Source organism: Pseudoalteromonas sp. SIMBA_162, assembly GCF_046535955.1.
In the GTDB taxonomy this organism is placed as follows: Bacteria; Pseudomonadota; Gammaproteobacteria; order Enterobacterales; family Alteromonadaceae; genus Pseudoalteromonas; species Pseudoalteromonas marina.
Genome location: NZ_JAWJBQ010000001.1, coordinates 152,669 through 173,509 on the forward strand (window position 1 = coordinate 152,669; position 20,841 = coordinate 173,509).

Annotated in this window: 17 protein-coding genes; 8 read left to right on the forward strand and 9 right to left on the reverse strand. The window is 39.3% G+C overall.

The genetic code is table 11. From position 1 onward, the window contains the following. Positions 1–248: 248 nt before the first annotated feature. From R0J88_RS00635 to R0J88_RS00650, 4 genes are all read right to left on the reverse strand, one after another. Positions 249–743 carry a hypothetical protein gene (locus R0J88_RS00635; protein WP_410898748.1) on the reverse strand — a complete coding sequence of 165 codons (495 nt, stop codon included), beginning with the start codon at positions 741–743 and terminating at the stop codon, positions 249–251. Between the two features lie 25 nt (positions 744–768). Next, a complete protein-coding gene (locus R0J88_RS00640; protein ID WP_410898749.1) occupies positions 769–1,128 on the reverse strand; it encodes a hypothetical protein in 360 nt (119 codons plus the stop codon). A gap of 461 nt (positions 1,129–1,589) precedes the next feature. Continuing rightward, complete coding sequence (locus R0J88_RS00645; RefSeq protein WP_010557371.1) at positions 1,590–1,769, reverse strand: DUF6435 family protein; 180 nt, start codon at positions 1,767–1,769, stop codon at positions 1,590–1,592. Positions 1,770–1,912: 143 nt separating this feature from the next. Further along, entirely contained in the window at positions 1,913–3,076 is a 1,164-nt protein-coding gene (locus R0J88_RS00650) for a PQQ-dependent sugar dehydrogenase (RefSeq protein ID WP_410898750.1), read from the reverse strand. Between the two features lie 401 nt (positions 3,077–3,477). Here R0J88_RS00650 and R0J88_RS00655 point away from each other — a divergent pair, with 401 nt between their 5' ends. From R0J88_RS00655 to R0J88_RS00665, 3 genes are all read left to right on the forward strand, one after another. Further along, positions 3,478–4,521 carry a ferredoxin reductase gene (locus R0J88_RS00655; protein ID WP_410898751.1) on the forward strand — a complete coding sequence of 348 codons (1,044 nt, stop codon included), beginning with the start codon at positions 3,478–3,480 and terminating at the stop codon, positions 4,519–4,521. After that, entirely contained in the window at positions 4,518–5,570 is a 1,053-nt protein-coding gene (locus R0J88_RS00660) for a fatty acid desaturase family protein (protein ID WP_008127423.1), read from the forward strand. Before R0J88_RS00655 ends, R0J88_RS00660 begins: the two co-directional genes overlap by 4 nt. 202 nt (positions 5,571–5,772) lie before the next feature. After that, positions 5,773–6,777, forward strand: coding sequence for a branched-chain amino acid aminotransferase (locus R0J88_RS00665; protein WP_410898866.1), 1,005 nt, complete (start codon positions 5,773–5,775; stop codon positions 6,775–6,777). A 79-nt stretch (positions 6,778–6,856) separates the two neighbouring features. Here R0J88_RS00665 and R0J88_RS00670 read toward each other — a convergent pair whose 3' ends face one another. Then, positions 6,857–7,171, reverse strand: a complete 315-nt coding sequence (locus R0J88_RS00670; RefSeq protein WP_276755525.1) for a DUF962 domain-containing protein — start codon at positions 7,169–7,171, stop codon at positions 6,857–6,859. Between the two features lie 156 nt (positions 7,172–7,327). On the opposite strand from R0J88_RS00670, the gene R0J88_RS00675 reads away from it, so the two are divergent. Further along, entirely contained in the window at positions 7,328–9,487 is a 2,160-nt protein-coding gene (locus tag R0J88_RS00675) for a prolyl oligopeptidase family serine peptidase (protein WP_410898752.1), read from the forward strand. 98 nt (positions 9,488–9,585) lie between these two features. On the opposite strand, the gene R0J88_RS00680 is transcribed toward R0J88_RS00675, so the two are convergent. Then, on the reverse strand, positions 9,586–10,878 hold the full coding sequence (locus tag R0J88_RS00680; protein WP_410898753.1) for an anti-phage deoxyguanosine triphosphatase: 1,293 nt from the start codon (positions 10,876–10,878) through the stop codon (positions 9,586–9,588). Between the two features lie 169 nt (positions 10,879–11,047). On the opposite strand from R0J88_RS00680, the gene R0J88_RS00685 reads away from it, so the two are divergent. Next, a complete protein-coding gene (locus tag R0J88_RS00685) occupies positions 11,048–11,857 on the forward strand; it encodes a glucosaminidase domain-containing protein (protein WP_410898754.1) in 810 nt (269 codons plus the stop codon). Then, the gene (locus R0J88_RS00690; protein ID WP_410898755.1) at positions 11,850–12,518 is read left to right on the forward strand and encodes a DUF2987 domain-containing protein; all 669 of its coding nucleotides are present in this window, start codon (positions 11,850–11,852) and stop codon (positions 12,516–12,518) included. The genes R0J88_RS00685 and R0J88_RS00690 overlap by 8 nt, the downstream gene beginning before the upstream one ends. Before the next feature lie 49 nt (positions 12,519–12,567). On the opposite strand, the gene R0J88_RS00695 is transcribed toward R0J88_RS00690, so the two are convergent. The 3 genes from R0J88_RS00695 to R0J88_RS00705 are packed head-to-tail and all read right to left on the reverse strand — an operon-like array spanning position 12,568 to position 16,335. After that, the gene (locus R0J88_RS00695; RefSeq protein WP_410898756.1) at positions 12,568–13,572 is read right to left on the reverse strand and encodes a LacI family DNA-binding transcriptional regulator; all 1,005 of its coding nucleotides are present in this window, start codon (positions 13,570–13,572) and stop codon (positions 12,568–12,570) included. A gap of 43 nt (positions 13,573–13,615) precedes the next feature. Next, on the reverse strand, positions 13,616–14,953 hold the full coding sequence (locus R0J88_RS00700) for a glycoside-pentoside-hexuronide (GPH):cation symporter (RefSeq protein WP_410898757.1): 1,338 nt from the start codon (positions 14,951–14,953) through the stop codon (positions 13,616–13,618). A 53-nt stretch (positions 14,954–15,006) separates the two neighbouring features. After that, a complete protein-coding gene (locus R0J88_RS00705; RefSeq protein WP_410898758.1) occupies positions 15,007–16,335 on the reverse strand; it encodes a GH1 family beta-glucosidase in 1,329 nt (442 codons plus the stop codon). Between the two features lie 258 nt (positions 16,336–16,593). On the opposite strand from R0J88_RS00705, the gene R0J88_RS00710 reads away from it, so the two are divergent. After that, a complete protein-coding gene (locus R0J88_RS00710) occupies positions 16,594–17,868 on the forward strand; it encodes a sugar MFS transporter (RefSeq protein WP_410898759.1) in 1,275 nt (424 codons plus the stop codon). Continuing rightward, on the forward strand, positions 17,868–20,417 hold the full coding sequence (locus R0J88_RS00715; RefSeq protein WP_410898760.1) for a glycoside hydrolase family 3 protein: 2,550 nt from the start codon (positions 17,868–17,870) through the stop codon (positions 20,415–20,417). The genes R0J88_RS00710 and R0J88_RS00715 overlap by 1 nt, the downstream gene beginning before the upstream one ends. Positions 20,418–20,841 lie beyond the last annotated feature (424 nt).

The window sequence follows — 20,841 nt, forward strand, 5'->3', positions numbered from 1 at the left end:
GTAGAGTAGCTCCAACAGCCAAACTCAATTAAAAAAGGTTCCTGTAATTAACTCTAAATGTTTTTAAAGCATTGGGTAATGCTATTTGGAACCCATAAAACAGGCTGTTTTTTTAAAATGAGTAATTCTAGAGCTTCAACGCCCGCATAAGCAGCTATTAATAATGGGCTAAAATTATTGAGCGCTGCGACAATAGCCCATTGTTAATTGTCCGAGCGAGTTTACGAGCCTTGGTGCTCTTGCTAAGGCTACTTTGCCAAATATTCTAATATCTCTTGGTTTGGATTTTTAGATAGAGTAGCAAAACTTAAGGAATTAATACTTCCATACTTTTTGGCTGCATCGTGGCTTAATTTGGTATCTTTGCTTGCCCCAAGATCCAACAATTTTTTAACTGCAATAGGATCAGAGTACAAAATTGCAGCATGTAAAGCTGTAAAACCGATACTATCTCTTTGCTCAATGTCAGCCCCACAATTAACCATTGTGCTCAGAACATAATGAAACTTTGTATTTAAAATCTCGCGGCCTGCTACAACTGCACCTAATAGTGAATTAGGCTCAGCATCATTTTCTGGAATGTCAGGACAAGACTCTAACCATAACTCACTTAATGAGCCTTTTATTGTGCCTTTCTGGCCAATGTAATGTAGGTGATATCCGAATTCTTGATTAAGGAATGAGTAAAAGAGAACACCCAAAACACTTACAGGGAACAAGACAATAATGATAAGTTTTTTCACTGCACTTTCCTTGTTTAACAGCTTGTTAGGTTTTAAATACATAATGCCTAAAAATGCTAGCTTGAAAAATAGCTGCTCCGCCCAATACTATTGCAGCCTCGAAGCTGGTAAGGAGTAGTAAGATTATTGATAAAGTCAAAGCTAACAACGGGTAATAGATGAAACCTGTTTTAGATGTTTTACATAAATACCAATGAATGGGCATACCGATTAGAAGCCAGCCACCAAATGATAATACTAAATATGAGCCAATAAAAAATATAAATAGAGCGGCATAATCACTGGCTGAATGATTTGGGAAACCAACCTCATAAAAGTAATATGCGGTAATTAAAAACAATCCCCACCCAATACTTTTTAAAATAGCTTTATCCCAACTTCCCATTTAAATGAATCTTCCTTAAAACCTAACAACTTTATCAGAGGACACTTTCCTCTTTTTATGAGCAATGTATGTCCTCTTGTTTATTTTTAATATTAATAACAAATCCTGTAACACATTACGAGTATTAACTTTAAGTCGGATGGGGTTGTCCATAACACTTTTAACAACAGGCAGAAAAGGGGAAAGTGTCCTCACTTTCTGACTTAGGAGGAAAAATGCCATCGCTTTAGTAAATGCAGTAATTAAAAATTTAAAATGAAAATCAAAAGCTTTTTTAAACCATTTTACTACCTCTAAAAAATGGCAACGGTAATATAAGTAACTACTTTAAATACAATTGTTCGTGTAAGACTATTATAAAGGTAGGTTTTTTGCGGGAGGTAGCTGTAAAAAGGAGGTGATGAATAATTGCTAAACGCGCCTACCTGCTTTTGAAACGGGCAAACACGTTTAATACGAATTCACTTGGCTTTTTTAGCCTCAAGCGCTTCTATCTCACTCCAGATTTTTTCGGCTTCTTCGCTTAACATGGCGTAGCTTTTAATGTCGCCTTTACGCTGAGCTTGCATGCCTTGCTCTAATTTGGCGTCGTACTCTTTGCGTAACTTTTTTGTAGGGTCTGATTTGAATATCGAAAACATGGGACTCGCTTAATTTTATAAAAGTGATAGCACTACCATACGCTACAAATAGCTAAAAAGTTCTTTTTGCAGTAAGGCGCTTACCTTGTTAAATTAAAACAAGGTAAGTAAATTATTTACTATGCTGCGGTTACTAAACAGTTTTATAGCTCAGGCTCTAGGCGTTTAATACCTTGGCCATCTAGGCCTAAGTAAATGTAGCCATCATCCCCTTGCGCTAAGCTTCTTACGCGGCCAATGCCCTCTAATATTTTTTCTTGGCTTTTTAGTGTATCGTTTTCAAGCGTAAGTGCGCTTAAAAACGAAAACTTCATAGACGATAACAACACTTTACCTTTTAATTTAGGGTATTTGTCGCTGGTGACGAATAGCATATCTGATGGTGCTATAGATGGAGTCCATTGTGATGTTGGCGATTGCATACCGTCTTTTGTTTGCAGGTCTGTAAATGACGTGCCGCTATAATTTACGCCATAGCTAACTACTGGCCATCCGTAGTTTAATCCTGATTTTATTAAATTAAGTTCGTCGCCGCCTCGGGGGCCATGCTCATGAGCCCAAAGACGATTATTTTCAGCGTCAAACCACATACCTTGCGGGTTTCGATGTCCGTAAGACCAAACAGCGTGTTTAGCGTCGGTTTGTTTTACAAAGGGATTATCTGTTGGAATACGGCCATCTAAATGAAGACGATAAATTTTGCCCCCATCACGGCTAAGATCTTGCGGGTTTAGGTCGCGCGAGCCACGATCCCCGATCGAAAAATAAACATAACCTTGTTTATCAAATACAATACGACTGCCGTAGTGCTGACCTTTTGTACTGTTATGCTCACCTTTGTATAAAACTTGCGGCTCTAATAGCTGAGTATGGTCATCACTTAATTTTGCGCGCATTAATGCAGTGTTACTACCACTGCCTTTGCCTTCAGTGCTTGAGTAGGTAAGGTAAAGCCATTGACTATTTTTATTATCGGTATGCAGTGCTAAATCAAGTAAACCGCCTTGGCCGTTAGCATCTATATCGGGCAATCCTTTTACTTGAATAAGCGTTGAGGTGTTTTTACGTAATAAAAATAGTTTTCCACTTCGCTCCGTAATTAATAAATCACCATTTGATAGTGCTTCGATTGCCCAAGGAATACTTACACCTTCTGCAACGTCTACTGCTTTTACATTAAGCGGCAAACTCGGCAGCTTTTTAAAATCAACTGCATTTACTGACATTGTAGGCAGCGTCAATAAAGCGGCTGTTAGCACGGCACCCTTAAAAGAATGTGTATATTTTTTTGATTTTATATTGAGCATGTTATTTTCCAAAAATAATCAAATTAGGTTTACGTTAGCACGAGCTGTAAAAATTTGCTAAGCGTTGCGATAAGTGAAAATTCTTTAATTTTAGCTAGTTACATATATCACTCACACAGTATTAGAAATAGTTAGCTCACTCAGTAAAGTATTTTTTATATTTTATTTAGTTTTGAAATACGTTTATAAATTGAGTTTAGTTTGTTTTTTGTTCGTAGTTTTTAAAAAAAATAATGGAATAAACACTCTATTAGGGTTGAAAACTTGAATTTTCAGCGTACACTTGTGCGCTGAAGTTTGAGCGTACACTTGTATGCTCAAATAGTTAGGGTTCTGATTTGTGCTAACACCCAGTTCGTGCAAACCATTGAGCAATAAACCAATATAGAGATTTTATTACAATGTTTACGCAGGCATTAAACCAATTTTCAACGTGGTTTTTACACCATCAAACGTTTGCAGGCTACATAGAGCCAATAATGCAAGTGTTTAAACCTGCTTGGCGTGCAGGGCAATTTAGAGCGCAACTAATGAGTTCAGACTCATTAAATGGTGAATTTTTGAGTTTGCAGCTAAAACCGAGCAAACAATGGCCCGCACATACCGCAGGGCAGCATGTTAGTTTGACCATTGAAATGAATGGACGATTATTAACGCGCGTTTTTACAGTTGCTTCAAGCGTTAAATATTTCAACGAAACGGGATTTATACGTTTGTTAATTAAAACAAGCGAACAAGGACGATTTACCGGTTTATTAAATAACAAAGCAAAAGCGGGAACATGGTGCAACATATCTGCTGCAACGGGTGAGTTTGTATTTAAAAATACACATACTCCTGCCACATTAATAGCTGGTGGATCTGGTATAACGCCGATGCTAGCAATGCTTGACGATTATTTAGCGCAAACAACTAAAGCAATAAATTTAGTGTATTACGCAAAATCGGGCGAACATCAATGTGTTGATGAGTTGCGTGAATTAGCCACACAATTTAGTCATTTTTCATTTTTATTATTAACTCGTGAGCAGTCGAGCGACATTACTAGCAATATTAAACATTGGGACAATCCAGATATATATTGCTGTGGGCCGCTAGGATTTATGCAAACGGTACAAGCGTTTGCTCAAAAACATGATCTTAATTATTACCAAGAGGCATTTGGTTTAGCGTTACCCAAAGTAAACAGTGAAGATCAGTTTACTGTAAAGGTGAACAGCCAAGCCCATATAGTTGAAGGAAATGATGTACTACTTAGCCAGTTTGAAGTTAAAAAATTACCGGTAAAGCGTGGCTGCGGAATTGGTATTTGCCATCAGTGCCAATGTATTAAAAAGTCGGGAATAGTACGTAATTTAAAAACAGGTGAAATGTCAGACAACGGTGAGCAATTAATCCAACTTTGTATAAGCCAACCTGTGAGTGACTTGGAGTTACAATTATGAAAAACATAAACTTTGATCAGCTTGCAAGCGATTTAGATACTATAAAAATGAATACGCTTGCTAAAGTAGGACAAAAAGATGCTGACTACATTCGCTCTGTCGTTCGAAAGCAAAGACTATGTGAATGGAGTGGGCGAATACTATTAATGCTTGGATTTATTCAGCCTTTACTTTGGGTTGCCGGTGTTTTGTTACTCGCCTTGGCTAAAATTCTCGATAATATGGAAATTGGCCACAATGTTATGCATGGTCAATACGATTGGATGAACGACAAACAGCTTAATTCTCAGCAATACGAATGGGACATAGCCTGCGATGGCCAAAGCTGGCATCGGGTTCACAATTTTGAGCACCACACTTACACTAACATTATTGGAAAAGACCGTGATTTTGGCTACGGGTTGTTACGTTTGAGTGATGATTTTAAGTGGCGTTTTAAAAATGTGTGGCAGTTTTTTACTTACATAAATTTAAGTGTCTTGTTTCAGTGGGGTGTGTCATACCATGAGCTGGCAGCAGAGCGTGTTTTTATAGGTAAAAAGAAAGAAAATCGTGAAGGGGGTGTATCGCATGCTACTTTAAAGCAGCGTTTTTTTAGTAAAGGTGCTCGCCAGTTAATTAAAGATTATGTGATCTTCCCATTACTTGCAGGTCCACTGTTTTTATGGGTGTTAGCGGGTAATTTAGTGGCAAATTTGCTTCGTAACTTATGGACATCGACAATTATATTTTGTGGTCACTTTACCGAAGAAACCGAAACATTTAAAGAACAAGACTGCGTAAACGAAACCCAAGGCCAGTGGTATTATCGTCAAGTATTGGGCTCGTCTAATATTAAAGGGGCAAACTGGTTTCATATTTTAACGGGCCATTTGAGTTGCCAGATTGAGCACCACTTATTTCCTGATATGCCGTCGTCGCGATATCAAGAGGTGGCACCTCAGGTACAGGCCGTTATGCAAAAGCACGGGATTGATTACCACACTGGCGGATTTTTTAAACAATACGGCTCGGTGTTAAAGCGAATTATTAGATACTCATTTAAATAGTGATAGGGTGCATTAAGCGCCTTAAAAGCTAAAACATAAACCGGCATTTGTAAGCGCATATGCCGGTTTTTTACTGTTGTGTTTAATAAACATACAGTACGTGTGGTTTTTTCTTATTGTTAATTAAAAATCCGTTACTTTAGCTATGGTTAATTGATGCGTGATTGTCATACAATGGAGAAAAATAGACCACACAAGAGAGATTAAAATGGCCGCATTTGGTACTGTGTTTATGCCACAGATGATTCAAGCTCGTTTTTCAGATAATCAATGGGGCGAAACCTCAGTTGTTCCATGCGATAAGCTTGAGTTTCATGCTGGAGCACACGTTCTTCATTATTCAAGCACTTGTTTTGAGGGCTTAAAAGCATTTCGTCATGAAGATGGGTCTGTATATATTTTTAGAATGGATGCAAACATAGCACGTATGCAGCAAAGCTCTGCACTTTTAAGCTTACCAAGTTTTGATGGCGATATGCTTAAAACGATGATTATTGATATTGTTCGCCAATATGCCGATGAAACCCCATTACCGCCTGGCTCTATGTATATTCGCCCAACACATATAGGCACAGAAGCGGCAATTGGTAAAGCGGCAGCCCCTTCAATGAGCTCATTGTTGTACACTTTACTTTCACCCGTAGGTGATTATTTTGCTGGTGGTGCTACGGCATTACGTGTGTTACTTGAAGAAGATGGTATGCGCTGCGCACCGCATATGGGCATGGTTAAAAGCGGCGGTAACTACGCCAGTGCACTTGGCCCAATTAGCGCTGCACGTAAACAGTATCAAGCAGATCAAATATTATTTTGCCCAGGTGGTGATGTACAAGAAACGGGCGCTGCAAACTTTATTTTGATTGATGGCAACGAAATTATAACCAAAGCGCTCGACTCAACCTTTTTACACGGCGTAACGCGTAATAGTATTTTAACGATTGCTAAAGATTTAGGCATGACTGTAAGCGAACGTAATTTTACAGTGACTGAACTTTTAGAGCGTGCTGCAAAACCAGGCACAGAGGCTGCGCTTTCAGGTACTGCTGCGGTATTAACGGCAGTGGGAATGTTTATTCATAACGATAAAGAATATAAAGTAGGCACAGGAGAGCCTGGGCCAACAACTGCACGTTTGCGCCAAGCATTGAACGACATTCAATGGGGTAAAAGCGAAGACAAACATGGATGGTTAACTAAAGTGGTATAGCGTTAAATACCCACATTACTCGCACCAAAAAGCCACCTAATTAAGGTGGCTTTTTGGTGCGAGTAACTTTATTAATTTATTAAAATTTTATTTTTCCAGTTAGTATATCTTTAAACATAACCCAGTCTCCCCACAAACTATAAAATGGGTGTTTAAACGTAGCTGGTCGGTTTTTTTCAAAAAAGAAATGCCCAACCCACGCAAAGCCATAGCCAATAACGGGTAGCAGCCACAATAGCGCAAATTTTTGACTTAATAATGCGGTAATAATGACCATAAGCACTAATAGGCTACCTATAAAATGCAAACGTCTGCAGGTTACGTTGCGATGCTCCTTTAAATAATAAGGGTAAAAAGCTTTAAAACTGTTGAAAGTGGGTTCTTGTTTTTCCATAAATCACGCTTTATTTTTATTATATGTTTTTACTATTAAAGCGTAAGTTTACACTTGTTTACAGCGATAAATGGCACTTAACGTATCTTAATAGACATAAGCTTAAAAAACTCATAAGTTATTCCTACTACTTAATCAATAAAAAGAACACAAATTATGTTACTTAAACGTACTCTTGCATGTGCTGTATTATTGGCACTCAGTGGCTGTTCAGAGCCAACCAATACGTCAGATCAAAAAGAAGTAAAATCATCTATGAATCAAGTTAACTCAGTCGTGTATCCTGAAACCAAAAAAGGTGATGTAGTTGATACCTATTTTGGAGAAAACGTTGCCGATCCTTATCGTTGGTTAGAAGACGATATGAGTGCAGAGACTGCTGATTGGGTAAAAGCGCAAAATACGGCTACTTTTTCATACTTAGAACAAATCCCTTACAGAAACAAGCTCAAAGAGCGCCTTGAAAAGCTGATGAATTACGAAAAAATAGGTGCGCCATTTGAAGAGGGCGGCTACACCTACTTTTACAAAAACGATGGCTTACAAAATCAATATGTTTTATACCGCAGCAAAGGCGATGAAGCGCCAGAGGTATTTTTAGATCCTAATAAATTTAGCGACGACGGTACAACGTCTATGTCGGGTTTATCGTTTTCTAAAGATGGTAGTTTATTAGCGTATCAAGTTTCGGAGGGTGGCAGTGATTGGCGTAAAATTATCGTTATTAATACAACGACTAAAGAGCAAGTAGAGCAAGCTTTAGTTGATGTGAAATTTAGTGGTATTGATTGGTTAGGTAATGAAGGATTTTACTACTCAAGCTACGATAAACCAAAAGGCAGTGAACTATCGGCTAAAACAGATCAACATAAAGTGTATTATCATGCTTTGGGTACATCGCAGGATGACGATCGTGTTGTATTTGGCGACAGCGAGGCGCAAAAGCATCGTTACGTTGGCGCCGATGTAACAGATGATGGTAAGTACTTGCTAATTTCTGCCAGTGTTTCAACGTCTGGAAACAAGCTGTTTATAAAAGACTTAAGTAAAGAAAACAGTGATTTTATTACTGTTGTAGGTAACGCAGATTCAGATACATCTGTGATTGATAACGATGGCGATACGCTCTACTTAGTTACAAATTTAAACGCACCAAACAAAAAAGTGGTTACGGTTAATGCAAATGACCCGGCGCCTGAAAATTGGGTCGATTTTATTCCAGAGACCGATAACGTACTTAACCTAAGCAAAGGCGGGAATACCTTTTTTGCTAATTACATGGTGGATGCAATTTCGCAGGTTAAGCAATACAACAAGCAAGGTGAGTTAATACGTGAAATTAACTTACCCGGCGTAGGGAGTGCACGTGGTTTTCGTGGTAAAAAAGATCAATCAACGCTTTATTACTCGTTTACTAACTATAAAACTCCGGGGACTACTTTTTCGTTTGATGTAAGCTCAGGCGAGTCAAAGGTTTATCGTGAATCGGCAATCGATTTCAACAGTAATGATTACACCTCTGAGCAAGTTTTTTATACCTCAAAAGACGGTACAAAAGTGCCGATGATCATCACTTACAAAACGGGTATAAAATTAGATGGTTCAAACCCGACTATTTTATACGGTTACGGTGGTTTTAATGTAAGTTTAACGCCAAGTTTTAGCCCTATTAATGCGCTTTGGCTTGAGCAAGGTGGGGTGTATGCCGTTGCTAATATTCGTGGTGGCGGTGAATACGGTAAAGACTGGCACAACGCTGGTACAAAAATGCAAAAACAAAACGTGTTTGACGACTTTATTGCCGCTGCAGAGTACTTACAAGATAAAAAGTACACTTCTAAAAAGCGTTTAGCACTGCGCGGTGGTTCAAACGGTGGTTTATTAGTCGGTGCGGTTATGACGCAGCGACCTGACTTATTTCAAGTTGCATTACCAGCGGTAGGCGTACTTGATATGCTGCGTTACCATACATTTACAGCGGGCGCTGGTTGGGCATACGACTACGGTACTAGTGAGCAAAGTAAAGAAATGTTTGAATATATAAAAGCTTACTCGCCATTGCATAACGTTAAAGCGGGCGTTGAATATCCAGCCACTATGGTAACAACCGGTGATCACGATGATCGTGTGGTGCCATCTCATTCATTTAAATTTGCTGCTGAATTACAAGCTAAGCAGGCTGGAAATAACCCTACACTTATTCGTATTGAAACAAATGCGGGTCATGGTGCGGGCACACCAACCAGCAAAGTTATAGATTTATACGCAGATATGTTTGGTTTTACGCTATATAACATGGGTGTAAAAGAGCTATAAAACGCGTTAACGTTACCTTGTTTTAAAGTACAAAAGCCGAGTAAATTTACTCGGCTTTTTTATTAACTTTATTTTGGAGTCAAAAACCTACTTATTAACTACTGCGCAGGCAAAAATAATCGCTGATAGGTTTTATATGCGTATTCATCACTCATACCACTTAAATAGTCACAAATAATTCGCATGCCTTGGTTATGTTTTTGAGCCTCAATATATTGCGCTTGCGTTGTTTCGGGTAACAAACGAAGCGGATCGCTTGCAAACGCTGTAAACAATTCAATAAGTAGGTTTTGCCCTTTAAACTCAATCTGTTGCATTTCAGGGTCGCGAATTAAGCGTTGAAATACAAAGTGCTTGAGTATATGTAGTACGTTTTCATACTCTGGGTGCAACTTAGCAGTGTATTTTAAAATAGGGCATTCAAATGCTTCGTTTTGTATGTCTAAATGAATGTGAATAATGAAGGTGTTTACCAGCTCACCTATGGCGTCTTTTCGTTCAAAATCATTTTTTGAAAATAGTCGAGATGTTAACGTTTCAAGTAAGGTATTCAGCCACTCAAAATTAAGCGTTTGCAAGTGAGGAAGTGCGTGCGTTTGCCAGTCATCTAATGTCAAAACACGGGTTGCAATGGCGTCTTCTAAATCGTGTACGGCGTATGCTATATCGTCGGCATGTTCCATTATGGCGCTGTCGAGGGATTTATAAAGTGTTTTAGCGCGGTGTTTATCTATTGTTGCGTGAGTATTTAATAACGTTCTGTCGTTTTGGCTTAATGGTTCAACAATCCAGTTAAATATGTGTGCGTCGTCTTGGTATAACCCTTTTGCAGGGCGCCAATCATCGGCTTTGATAAAAGCACGTGAGTTACGCGTATCGGGTATGGTGTGCCACAACTCGTTTATAAATGCTGGGTATTTAATAAACCCGAGTAATGTACGGCGTGTAAGGTTCATACCATAACCATTACTGTAGGGCTCTAGCTTAGCAACTATTCGTAAAGTTTGAGCGTTTCCTTCAAAGCCACCATGGTCTCGCATCATATAGTTAAGAGCAATTTCACCTCCGTGGCCAAATGGTGGGTGGCCAATATCGTGAGCCAAACAGAGTGTTTCGAGTAAACCGGTTGATGGAAAATGGTTAAAATCACTATGTTGTGTCTTTAAGTGCCTTAAAATACCAGTGCCAATTTGTGACACCTCTAAAGAATGAGTAAGGCGGGTACGATAAAAGTCGTTTAGGCCAATCCCCATAATTTGTGTTTTAGCTTGTAAGCGCCTAAACGCAGCGGCATGAATAATTCTTGAGCGGTCAACCTGCCAAGGTGAACGGTTGTCGTTAGGTCTGTGTTTATATTGCTCTATTATTCTACTTTGCCAAACTTTGTCCATACTGCTCAATCACCATTAAACCTGTTTAGTGTTTAGTATACCCATGCACTTATAAATTGCGAATGAACATATTTTTGTAATTCGCGTTTATATAGTGGCTTAGGTATAATAAGGATTCGTATGCGTGTGTAGGTACCATGCATAAATAGTTGTTTGAATGAGACGATACATGCTTAAGATTATCTTTCAGTTTTTGTTATCCATCCTTTTTATATGGGCACTTGCTTACCCGTTTATACAAAGTGATGAAACCGATAGCGCAGATCAAACCACCAGTGAACAACCTAAAAAAGTGAAGAAAAAAGAAAAGCCGCTACACAATGTAACGTTGCCTAAATTTTCTGAATTTACCGATGTAAAAGAGAAAAAACGCGCATTTTTTGATTTTATTCGCCCTCATGTTGAGGCTGAAAATAAAAAAATATTACAACAACGTGCCAAGCTAGAAATAGCCCGTATGATGCTTGAAAACAACCTATCGCTTGAAGAGAAACAAAACAAAGATATTGTAAAAATCCTTAAACAATATGGCTTACCTGAAACGGTTAACACACTTGTGCTAACTCAGGCTTTGCGCCGTGTTGATATTATTCCTAAAGAAATGGCATTAATGCAAGCTGCAAATGAGTCAGCTTGGGGGACCTCTCGGTTTGCGCGAATTGGTCTGAATTTTTTTGGTCAGTGGTGTTACTCAAAAGGTTGCGGCATGGTGCCAAAGCGTCGTAACACTGGCGCAGCACACGAAGTCGCTGCATTTCAATCGGTGCGTGCTGCGGTAAGCTCTTATTTTAGAAATATAAATACTCATGGCGCTTACAAAGAGTTACGGGGCATACGTGAAAACCTGCGCCGTGAAAAAAAGCCAGTATTAGCAACCAAACTAACTCATGGTTTGATGTCTTACTCTGAGCGAGGTGAGGCATATATAGAAGAATTAAATACGATGATCAGGCAAAACAGAACTTACTTTGATGAATAAATATATGACAGGTTGTTTTTACGCGAGTTTACTTTTTTTGTTGAGCTTAAGCGCATTTAACGCCAACGCCAGAGAGTTTGTAATGTCGTACGATGGGTTTTATGATCGTTTAAAAGTAGTTAATAAAGGGGATTTTCAATATGCCCGTGTCAACTTTTACATAAGCGACATTGCTACTAATGAGGCATGCGCAATAAAAAACGGAACCATTTTAACAGAGAATAACGAGTATCCGCTTAACTTCACAGATAGCGCACAGCTGTTGTTGCCTTTTGATAAGCAACTTGATTCAGATAAAGCCGTTATTGTTATCGAGCCACAAAACCCTGAACATGATTGTCAGTTAAAGCTACAAATAGAAGCTAACGAGTTTGACGATTTAGCCTTTTCAAAACATGCATTATATACCATTAATGATGAGTTGGATGAATTGCTAACTGATTTGTCTGGTTTTTTTGTTAGTAAATTAATGTGGTTTTTATTACCTGAACAAAAAGGTGTGGCGGTTACCTTTAAAAACCCAATAAGCATTAATGATGAAAACGTAACCTGTGAGGAATCGATTTGTTATTTTGATGTTGACGATAATTGGGAAGAGGATGAGCAGTCGTTTGGTGATATTAGTAATGTACTAAAAGTAACCCCATGGATTGCAAAGTAACAGTAAACGTTGCAATGAACTATTAAAAAAAGCGGCATTAGCCGCTTTTTTAAATTTTAAGAGGAGCAGAGGAGTCGCGCTGCATTAGCGTAGGCTCAAAAAAACGGTTTATTTCGATATTTTTGGTTTGGTATACATCTTTTAGAACAAGCTTTGCAGCCATTTCACCCATTTTAGCAACCGGGTTATCAATTGTTGTTAGTGTAGGGTAGAGGTAGTTTGCAAATATTACATTATCAAAACCAACAATTGATAAATCGTTAGGCAAATGGTAGCCGTGTTCACGGGCATACTTCATCGCACCCGACGCCATTTCGTCGTTGGCACATACTAAGGCGGTAAAACTTAGGTTTTTATTCATCAGATGCTCAAGCGCTGAGCTTCCACCGGTTTCGTTAAAGTCACCTTCAAAAAAGAGCGATGGGTCAAAAGTGATATTGGCTTCTTCAAGGGCTTGTTTATGGCCTGCCAAACGATTTGCAGCATCGGCTTTAAACTGAGGGCCTGCAATATAGGCAATTTCAGTATGGCCTTGTTCTAGTACTGATTTAGTTGCTAAATATCCGCCTAGCTTGTTATCTAGGCTAATGCAGTTGTTTTTGAGTTCTTGCACGTAGCGGCTCATTAAATAAACCGGCGTTGCGCCTTTACTGAGCGATATTAAGTAGTCATCAGTCACTGCTTCAACATGCAAAATTATGGCGTCGCAGCGCCTGCTAATTAAAAAGTCGATGCCTTCTTTTTCTTTATCTTCTTCACTGTGGCCGGTTGTAATAATAACGTGTTTACCGGCAGCCCTAAGTTCAGACTCAATCCCGGCCATCATTTGGGCGAAGAAAGGACCATGTAATTCAGATACTAAAATACCCACACTGTTAGTGCAGTTTGATGCTAAAGATTGGGCTATTGAGTTAGGTTTGTAACCCAATGTTTGCATTGCATCGAGTACTTTTTTAGTTGTTTTATCACTTACTTTTGTGTTTTTGTTCATTACCCGAGAGACGGTAGCTAACGATACACCTGCAAGCTCTGATACTTGATAAATTGTTGCCATGTTACTTATTGACTCGCTTTCACCCTTAACTTAATCAGCTAAATCATACCTTAGTGTTGTTGACTGTGGTTAGCTTTGATTGAATATTTTCAACAACCTGGTTAGTTAATGTATATTTTTTCATTGTGTATGCTACAAAAAGTGAACCCAGGGCTGGTAATACAGTAAACGACAGTAAAATTCCCTGCTGAGTACTCATTGTTTGCGTCACATCAGCCTGATAACTGTAAAATGATAATAACCAACCTGCAATAGCACCTCCAACAGCAACACCCATCTTAATAAAAAATATAACACCGGAGTAAACTAAGCCCGTAATACGTAATCCCGTTAGCTCGTGACCATAATCTATGGTGTCAGCCATTTTTGCCCATAGGAGTGGGGTCGCCATATCTAAAAAGAATTTCCATAGAATAAAAGCAGCAAACGCGAGAACCAGTTGTTCACTGCCAATAAAGTAGCTAAACCCACAAATAGTTGCAGCGATAAGTTGTAAGCTAATGTAAGCCTTTATTTTGCAAAAACGCGCAGCTAGAGGCTGTGCGACGGCGCAACCTATCATACTAGCAACTACACCTAGGGTCATAAATAGAGTAATTAAATCTTCCCGGCCGAGGTAGTATTTGACGTAATATACCGCCAGAGTTAGCCTAAGCACTTGGCCAGTCAGCAAGAAAAATGCAGCAATACACAAGGTACGCCATTGATCGTTTTTTACTAGGGCTTGAATACTTTTAGCAAAAGGGATGTTTTGTTCTTTGGGTTGTTGAATACGTTCTTTAGTGCCTAAAAAGCAGAGTAAAAACAGCACAAGGCCTAAAATACTCATGGCGGTCATGGTTAGCTGGTAACCTTTAGCGTTATCGCCCTGGCCAAAGTATTCAACCATTGGCATGGTGCATCCAGCAACAATAACACCACCAAGCATCCCAAATACAAAACGGTACGATTGAATAGTAACGCGTTCTTTTGCGTCTGCGGTTAACACGCCACCGAGTGCGCAATAAGGTATATTAATGGCAGTGTAAGCAACCATCAGTAAGGTATAGGTGCTAAAGGCATAGATTATTTTGTCAGTGCCTTCTAAGTCGGGTGTAGTAAACGCTAAAATACTAATAATGGCAAAAGGGAGCGCAAGCCATAGTAGATAAGGGCGAAAATGTCCCCAGCGAGTATGTGTTTTATCAGCTAGGTTGCCCATTAGGGGGTCGGTTACGGCGTCAAAAATGCGAACAGCTAAAAACATAGTACCAACAACGGCGGGGGATAAGCCCACCACGTCGGTATAGTAAAGCATTAGGAACATCATTACCGTTTGGAAAATAATATTACTGGCGGTGTCGCCTAATCCGTAGGCTATTTTTTCTTTTACACTAACCATGGTTGCTTTATCTCGCTTTATGTTTTTTTAATTGCGTTAATAAATACGTTTTATTATCTATTTGAGATTAATGCTTTATAGGCTAGGCCACTATTTTTTATAGTACGTTGCTGTGTGCTGTAATCTACATAAACTATACCAAATCTTTTTAAGTAACCTTCTGCCCATTCAAAGTTATCCATTAGGCTCCAGGCAAAATAGCCGTCTATTCTAACGCCTTGCTCTGTTGCATTGTGAACGGCATTTAGGTGACTGTTGTAGTAGTCTAGTCGATCTACATCATTGATTTCACCATTATTATAGCTGTCGGGCATAGCTGCGCCATTTTCAGTAATAAAAATAGGCGGTAGGGTATAGGTATTGTTAAGTGTGACTAATAACTCTGTAAACGACTTAGGGTAAATTTCCCAGCCCATATCGGTTAGCGGGCCAGTAGGCTCTACTGGCTCATATATTTCAGTAGGGTGCGCTTTATAAAATTGACGGGTGTAAAAGTTAATACCTAAATAATCAATTGATTGCGAAATAATAGCCATGTCACCATCGTGAATATCTGGCAGATGTGCTGACGGTAATTGTTCAATAATTGCTGGGTATGTACCATCCATGATGGGTTTCATGTACCACTGGTTTAAGTAGTCATCTGCAAACGCTGTTGCAGCAATGTCATCAGCGTCTTCAGAGATGCTATAACAGGGAGTAAAGTTAAGCACGATACCGTTTAAAGTCGTCGGTGAGTTTTGCTTTAATACGGTCATGGCAAGCCCATGTGCTAATAACAAATGGTGGGCGGCTTTGCGCCCGTATTGTTTACCCACTTTACCTGGCGCATGAATGCCAATTTCGTAACCTAAAAAAGCACTGCAAAAGGGTTCGTTTAAGGTAGCGTATGAATGGACTCGGTCGCCGAATGCAAAGGTAATTAAATCAACATAGTGAGCAAACGCATAAGCTGTTTCTCGATTTAACCAACCCCCTTCGTCTTCAAGGTGTTGAGGTAAATCCCAGTGGTATAACGTGACAAACGCTTTGATATTGCGCTTTTTCAGTTCATCTAAGATGTCGGTGTAAAACTTTACGCCTTCAGGGTTAAGCTCACCACTTTTTGTAATAACACGAGGCCAAGAAATAGAAAGTCTGTAAGCATCTACTCCTAATGATTCGATTAAATCTATGTCTTGTTTCCAATTATTGTAATGGTCGCATGCAACATGCCCATTTGAGTTATCAGCTATTTTACCTGGAGTATCACAAAAGGTATCCCAGATACACGGCAGACGGTGAGTTGAGCCACCTTCTATTTGGAAAGACGCTGTTGCTACACCATAAATAAACTCTTTTGTTAATAGAGGTGAACAAGTTGGTAAAGATATTTTAGTCATTAGTTACAAACCTTTTAAAACCTAAATTGCACTTTTAGCGCCGATATTTACTGCCTCGTAGCTTACTCTCGACTTGATAAAAAAATAAAAATTGTTGAATTATGTTACGTGTTCGTATTTAATTAGCTGTGAAAGCGCTTACATTTTTAAGATTAATGTTAATTAACCTTCAGGTCAACTCTTTAATAGCATGGCTTAGCCGCCAATTTATTAACAATACAGAGAAGGTTAACGATAATAATAAATTGCGGAGAGCACATGGCTAGTTCAGCACCAACAACGACACACACACAATCGCAAAACACAGGCGATAATAATTATGGATTTGCACTTACATCGTTAACAACGCTATTTTTTATGTGGGGTTTTATTACCTGCCTAAATGATATTCTAATCCCGCATTTAAAAGCGGTATTCGATTTAACATACGTGCAGGCTATGCTTGTGCAGTTTTGTTTTTTTGGTGCTTACTTTTTAATGTCTATACCCAGCGGGCTTATTGTGAAAAAGCTGGGTTATAAAAACGGCATTGTTGTCGGGTTACTAATTGCTGCAGTTGGGTGTGTATTATTCTATCCAGCGGCACAAATGCATAACTATCCTGTATTTTTGTTTGCGCTGTTTGTTTTAGCAAGCGGAATTACTTTATTACAGGTATCTGCAAACCCATACGTAAGCTTATTAGGTCCTGAAAAAACAGCGTCTTCTCGTTTGACATTAACACAGGCATTTAATGCGCTTGGTACCACGGTTGCACCGTCTTTTGGTGCATTATTAATACTAGGCTCAGCGTCGGATGCTTTTTTAACACCGGCGCAAAATGCCGAATCAGTTCAACTTCCTTACTTGCTGCTTGCTGCAATGCTAATTGTATTAGCTGGTGTGTTTGCATGGCTTAAGCTTCCTGACATTATGAGCGAGCAAAAAGAAGCTGCCGAGAAATCAGACACTATTGAAGGGAGTGCATGGCAGTATCGCCACCTTGTTTTGGGTGCAGTAGGCATATTTATGTATGTGGGCGCGGAAGTTGCGATTGGTAGTTTTTTAGTTAGCTTTTTAGCGCAAGAAAATATTGCTGGATTAAAAGAACATGTCGCGGCTCATTACATTACATATTATTTTGGCGGTGCAATGGTTGGGCGTTTTATTGGCGCGGCTGTAATGCAAAAACTTCCCGCCGGTAAAGTGCTTGGTTTTAATGCAACCATGGCTATTGTTCTAGTTGTTATTGCTATGAGCACATCTGGTCAGTTAGCAATGTGGTCAATATTATTAGTTGGATTATTTAACTCCATTATGTTTCCTACTATTTTTAGCCTTGCACTAAATGGCTTAGGCAAGCACACAGCGCAAGGTTCGGGCATTTTGTGTTTGGCAATTGTAGGCGGTGCAATTGTGCCGCTTTTACAAGGTGCACTTGCTGATAGTGTTGGGGTTCAACTTTCGTATGCTTTACCAATTTTATGTTATCTATTCATCGTATTTTACGGCTTAAGTGGCAGCAAACCCGTTCAAGCTAAGGAGACTTTATAATGAACACACGTTTTACGCTCAATAAAATTGCATTAGCAACATTGGTTGCTTCAGTGACCACATTAACAGCTTGTTCAAACGACAATACTAATCAAGCTGATAGTGCTAAAGCGCACGCTAGTGCTGAACAAATATGGCCCAAGCTCAACATTGCGGTTAAAAAGGATGCAGAGATAGAAGCGCAAATAGCGAGTTATTTAAACTCAATGACACTTGAGCAAAAAGTAGCGCAAATGATTCAGCCTGAAATACGTGATATTACCGTTGAAGATATGCGTAAATACGGTTTTGGTTCTTACTTAAATGGTGGAGGGGCGTTTCCTAATGGAGATAAACATGCCACACCACAAGATTGGGTTGCCCTTGCTGAAAAAATGTATCAAGCGTCTGTTGATGATTCAATAGACGGTAGCAAAATCCCTACTATGTGGGGAACAGATGCAGTGCATGGTCATAATAATGTGATTGGTGCTACATTATTTCCACATAATATTGGTTTGGGTGCGGCTAATAATCCTGAACTAATTGAACAAATTGCTGCTGTTACCGCGGTAGAAGTTATGGCTACAGGTATTGATTGGGTGTTTGCGCCTACCGTTGCAGTTGTGCGTGACGATCGCTGGGGTAGAACCTATGAGGGATATTCTGAAGACCCTGAAATAGTGCGTGAGTATTCAGCAGCTATTGTAAATGGCTTACAAGGTAAAGCCGATGAAGACTTTTTAAGTGATAAACGTGTAATTAGTACTGTTAAGCACTTTTTAGGTGATGGCGGCACTGTTGATGGTGACGATCAAGGTAACAATATCGACAGTGAGCAATCGTTATTTGATATTCATGCACAAGGTTATGTAGGTGGATTATCGGCTGGTAGTCAGTCTGTAATGGCGTCGTTTAACAGTTGGAACGGTGTTAAAAATCACGGTAATAAATATTTACTGACCGATGTATTAAAAACACGCATGGGTTTTGACGGGTTTGTTGTTGGTGACTGGAATGGACATGGACAAATAAAGGGCTGTACCAACGAAAGCTGCCCACAAGCTATTAATGCAGGGCTAGATATATTTATGGTGCCAACGGGCGCTTGGAAACCACTATATGAAAATACCATAGCGCAAGTTAAATCTGGCGAAATTAGCATGGCGCGTATTGACGATGCTGTTGCACGTGTATTGCGTGTAAAACTACGCGCGGGTTTATTCGATAAGCCAAGTCCAGCAAACCGTTTATATTCAGGTAAAACAGAATTAATTGGCGCACAAGATCACCGTGAAGTAGCACGACAAGCAGTACGTGAGTCACTCGTACTTCTTAAAAATAAAAATGGCTTATTGCCGCTTTCGCCAAATCAACATGTACTTATTACCGGTGACGGTGCCGATAATATCGGTAAACAGTCTGGTGGGTGGAGTATTACTTGGCAGGGCACTAACAATAAAAATGCTGACTTCCCAGGAGCCACGTCAATTTATAAAGGCTTAGAAGAGCAAGTTACTGCCGCAGGCGGTAAAGTTACACTCAGTGATGATGGCTCTTTTGAGCAAAAACCCGATGTAGCCGTTGTTGTATTTGGTGAAGAACCTTACGCGGAGGGTCATGGTGACAGAGATAACCTTGAATTTGAGCGCGGCAATAAAAAATCGTTAGCGCTGTTAAAGTCATTAAAAGCGCAAGGAATAAACGTTGTTTCTGTATTTATTTCTGGTCGCCCAATGTGGGTAAACAGTGAACTTAATGCGTCTGATGCATTTGTAGCAGCATGGTTACCTGGTACTGAAGGCGGTGGTGTTGCCGATGTGCTACTAAAAGCAGCCGACGGTAGTGTTAACCATGATTTTAAAGGCAAACTTTCTTTTTCATGGCCTAAAACGGCAGTTCAAACAACGGTTAATAAGGGAGATGAAGATTACTCGCCGTTATTACCGTATGGCTTTGGTTTAACCTATGGCGATAAAAATATACTTGCGGATAATTTAGATGAAAATTCGCAATTAGATAATTCATCACTAACGAGTATGGATATTTTAGTGGGAGCACCGGTTGCGCCATGGCGCTTATTGCTCAAATCAGGTGATGAATTGTTAGATGTGTCGAGCAGTACCCATGAGTTTGGCGCTATAAAATACCGAACTGAAGATAAGGTTGTACAAGAAGATGCTCGTCAGTTTAATTTCAACGGTAGTGAAAAAGCGAGCGCAGAAATAGTAACGAGTTTTGCTGAAGATACTATTACTTATGTTGAAGCAAATGGCGTAATTAGTTTTGACATAAAGCTTAACCAAGCGCTTGGTAATGAACTTTCACTTGCAATGTGTTCGGGTGAATGTGGTGAAAGTATTAACCTAGCTAACGTTGTTGATAGTAGTTTACTTAGTAAATGGCAGTCAGTATCGATTGACCTTAAATGCTTTGCTGATAAAGGCGTAAATTTTGCGAGTTTAACAAGCCCATTTAGTTTGCACAGCTCAGGTAAAGCCTCTGTGTCGGTATCAGATATCAAATTTGTACCAAACAAAGCAGATGAAGCAACGCTTAAGTGCAAGTAAGGGTACGCTAAATTAAATAGATAGATTGTTGTGTGTAGTAAAGCCCTTCATTTGAAGGGCTTTTTTTATGAATCAAAATACACAGATAGTATTATTTAGTAATTAAGTGTAGTAGCACATATCTGATCTGACAGTATAAGCAAATAGGTTTAGACTTTATCTGACAGGCAGCTATGAGCGATTAGCCGACACTGAAAAAGCTAGATTTATCCCTAACTCTTTGAGTAGGAGTCTAATTTTGTCCAATAACATTATTAAACGCCGTTTTGGTGCAAAATAACCAGCGTAATTCTCAGCCATTATAATTACTTGTTTACAAAAGTAATTATTGGTGAAATTATCAAGGTATGTAATATAAGCCGTTTTGGTGTGTTGTAAACCACCAAAGCGGTGTTCAATAAGCTGTTAAAGCTCTAGGAGAGAA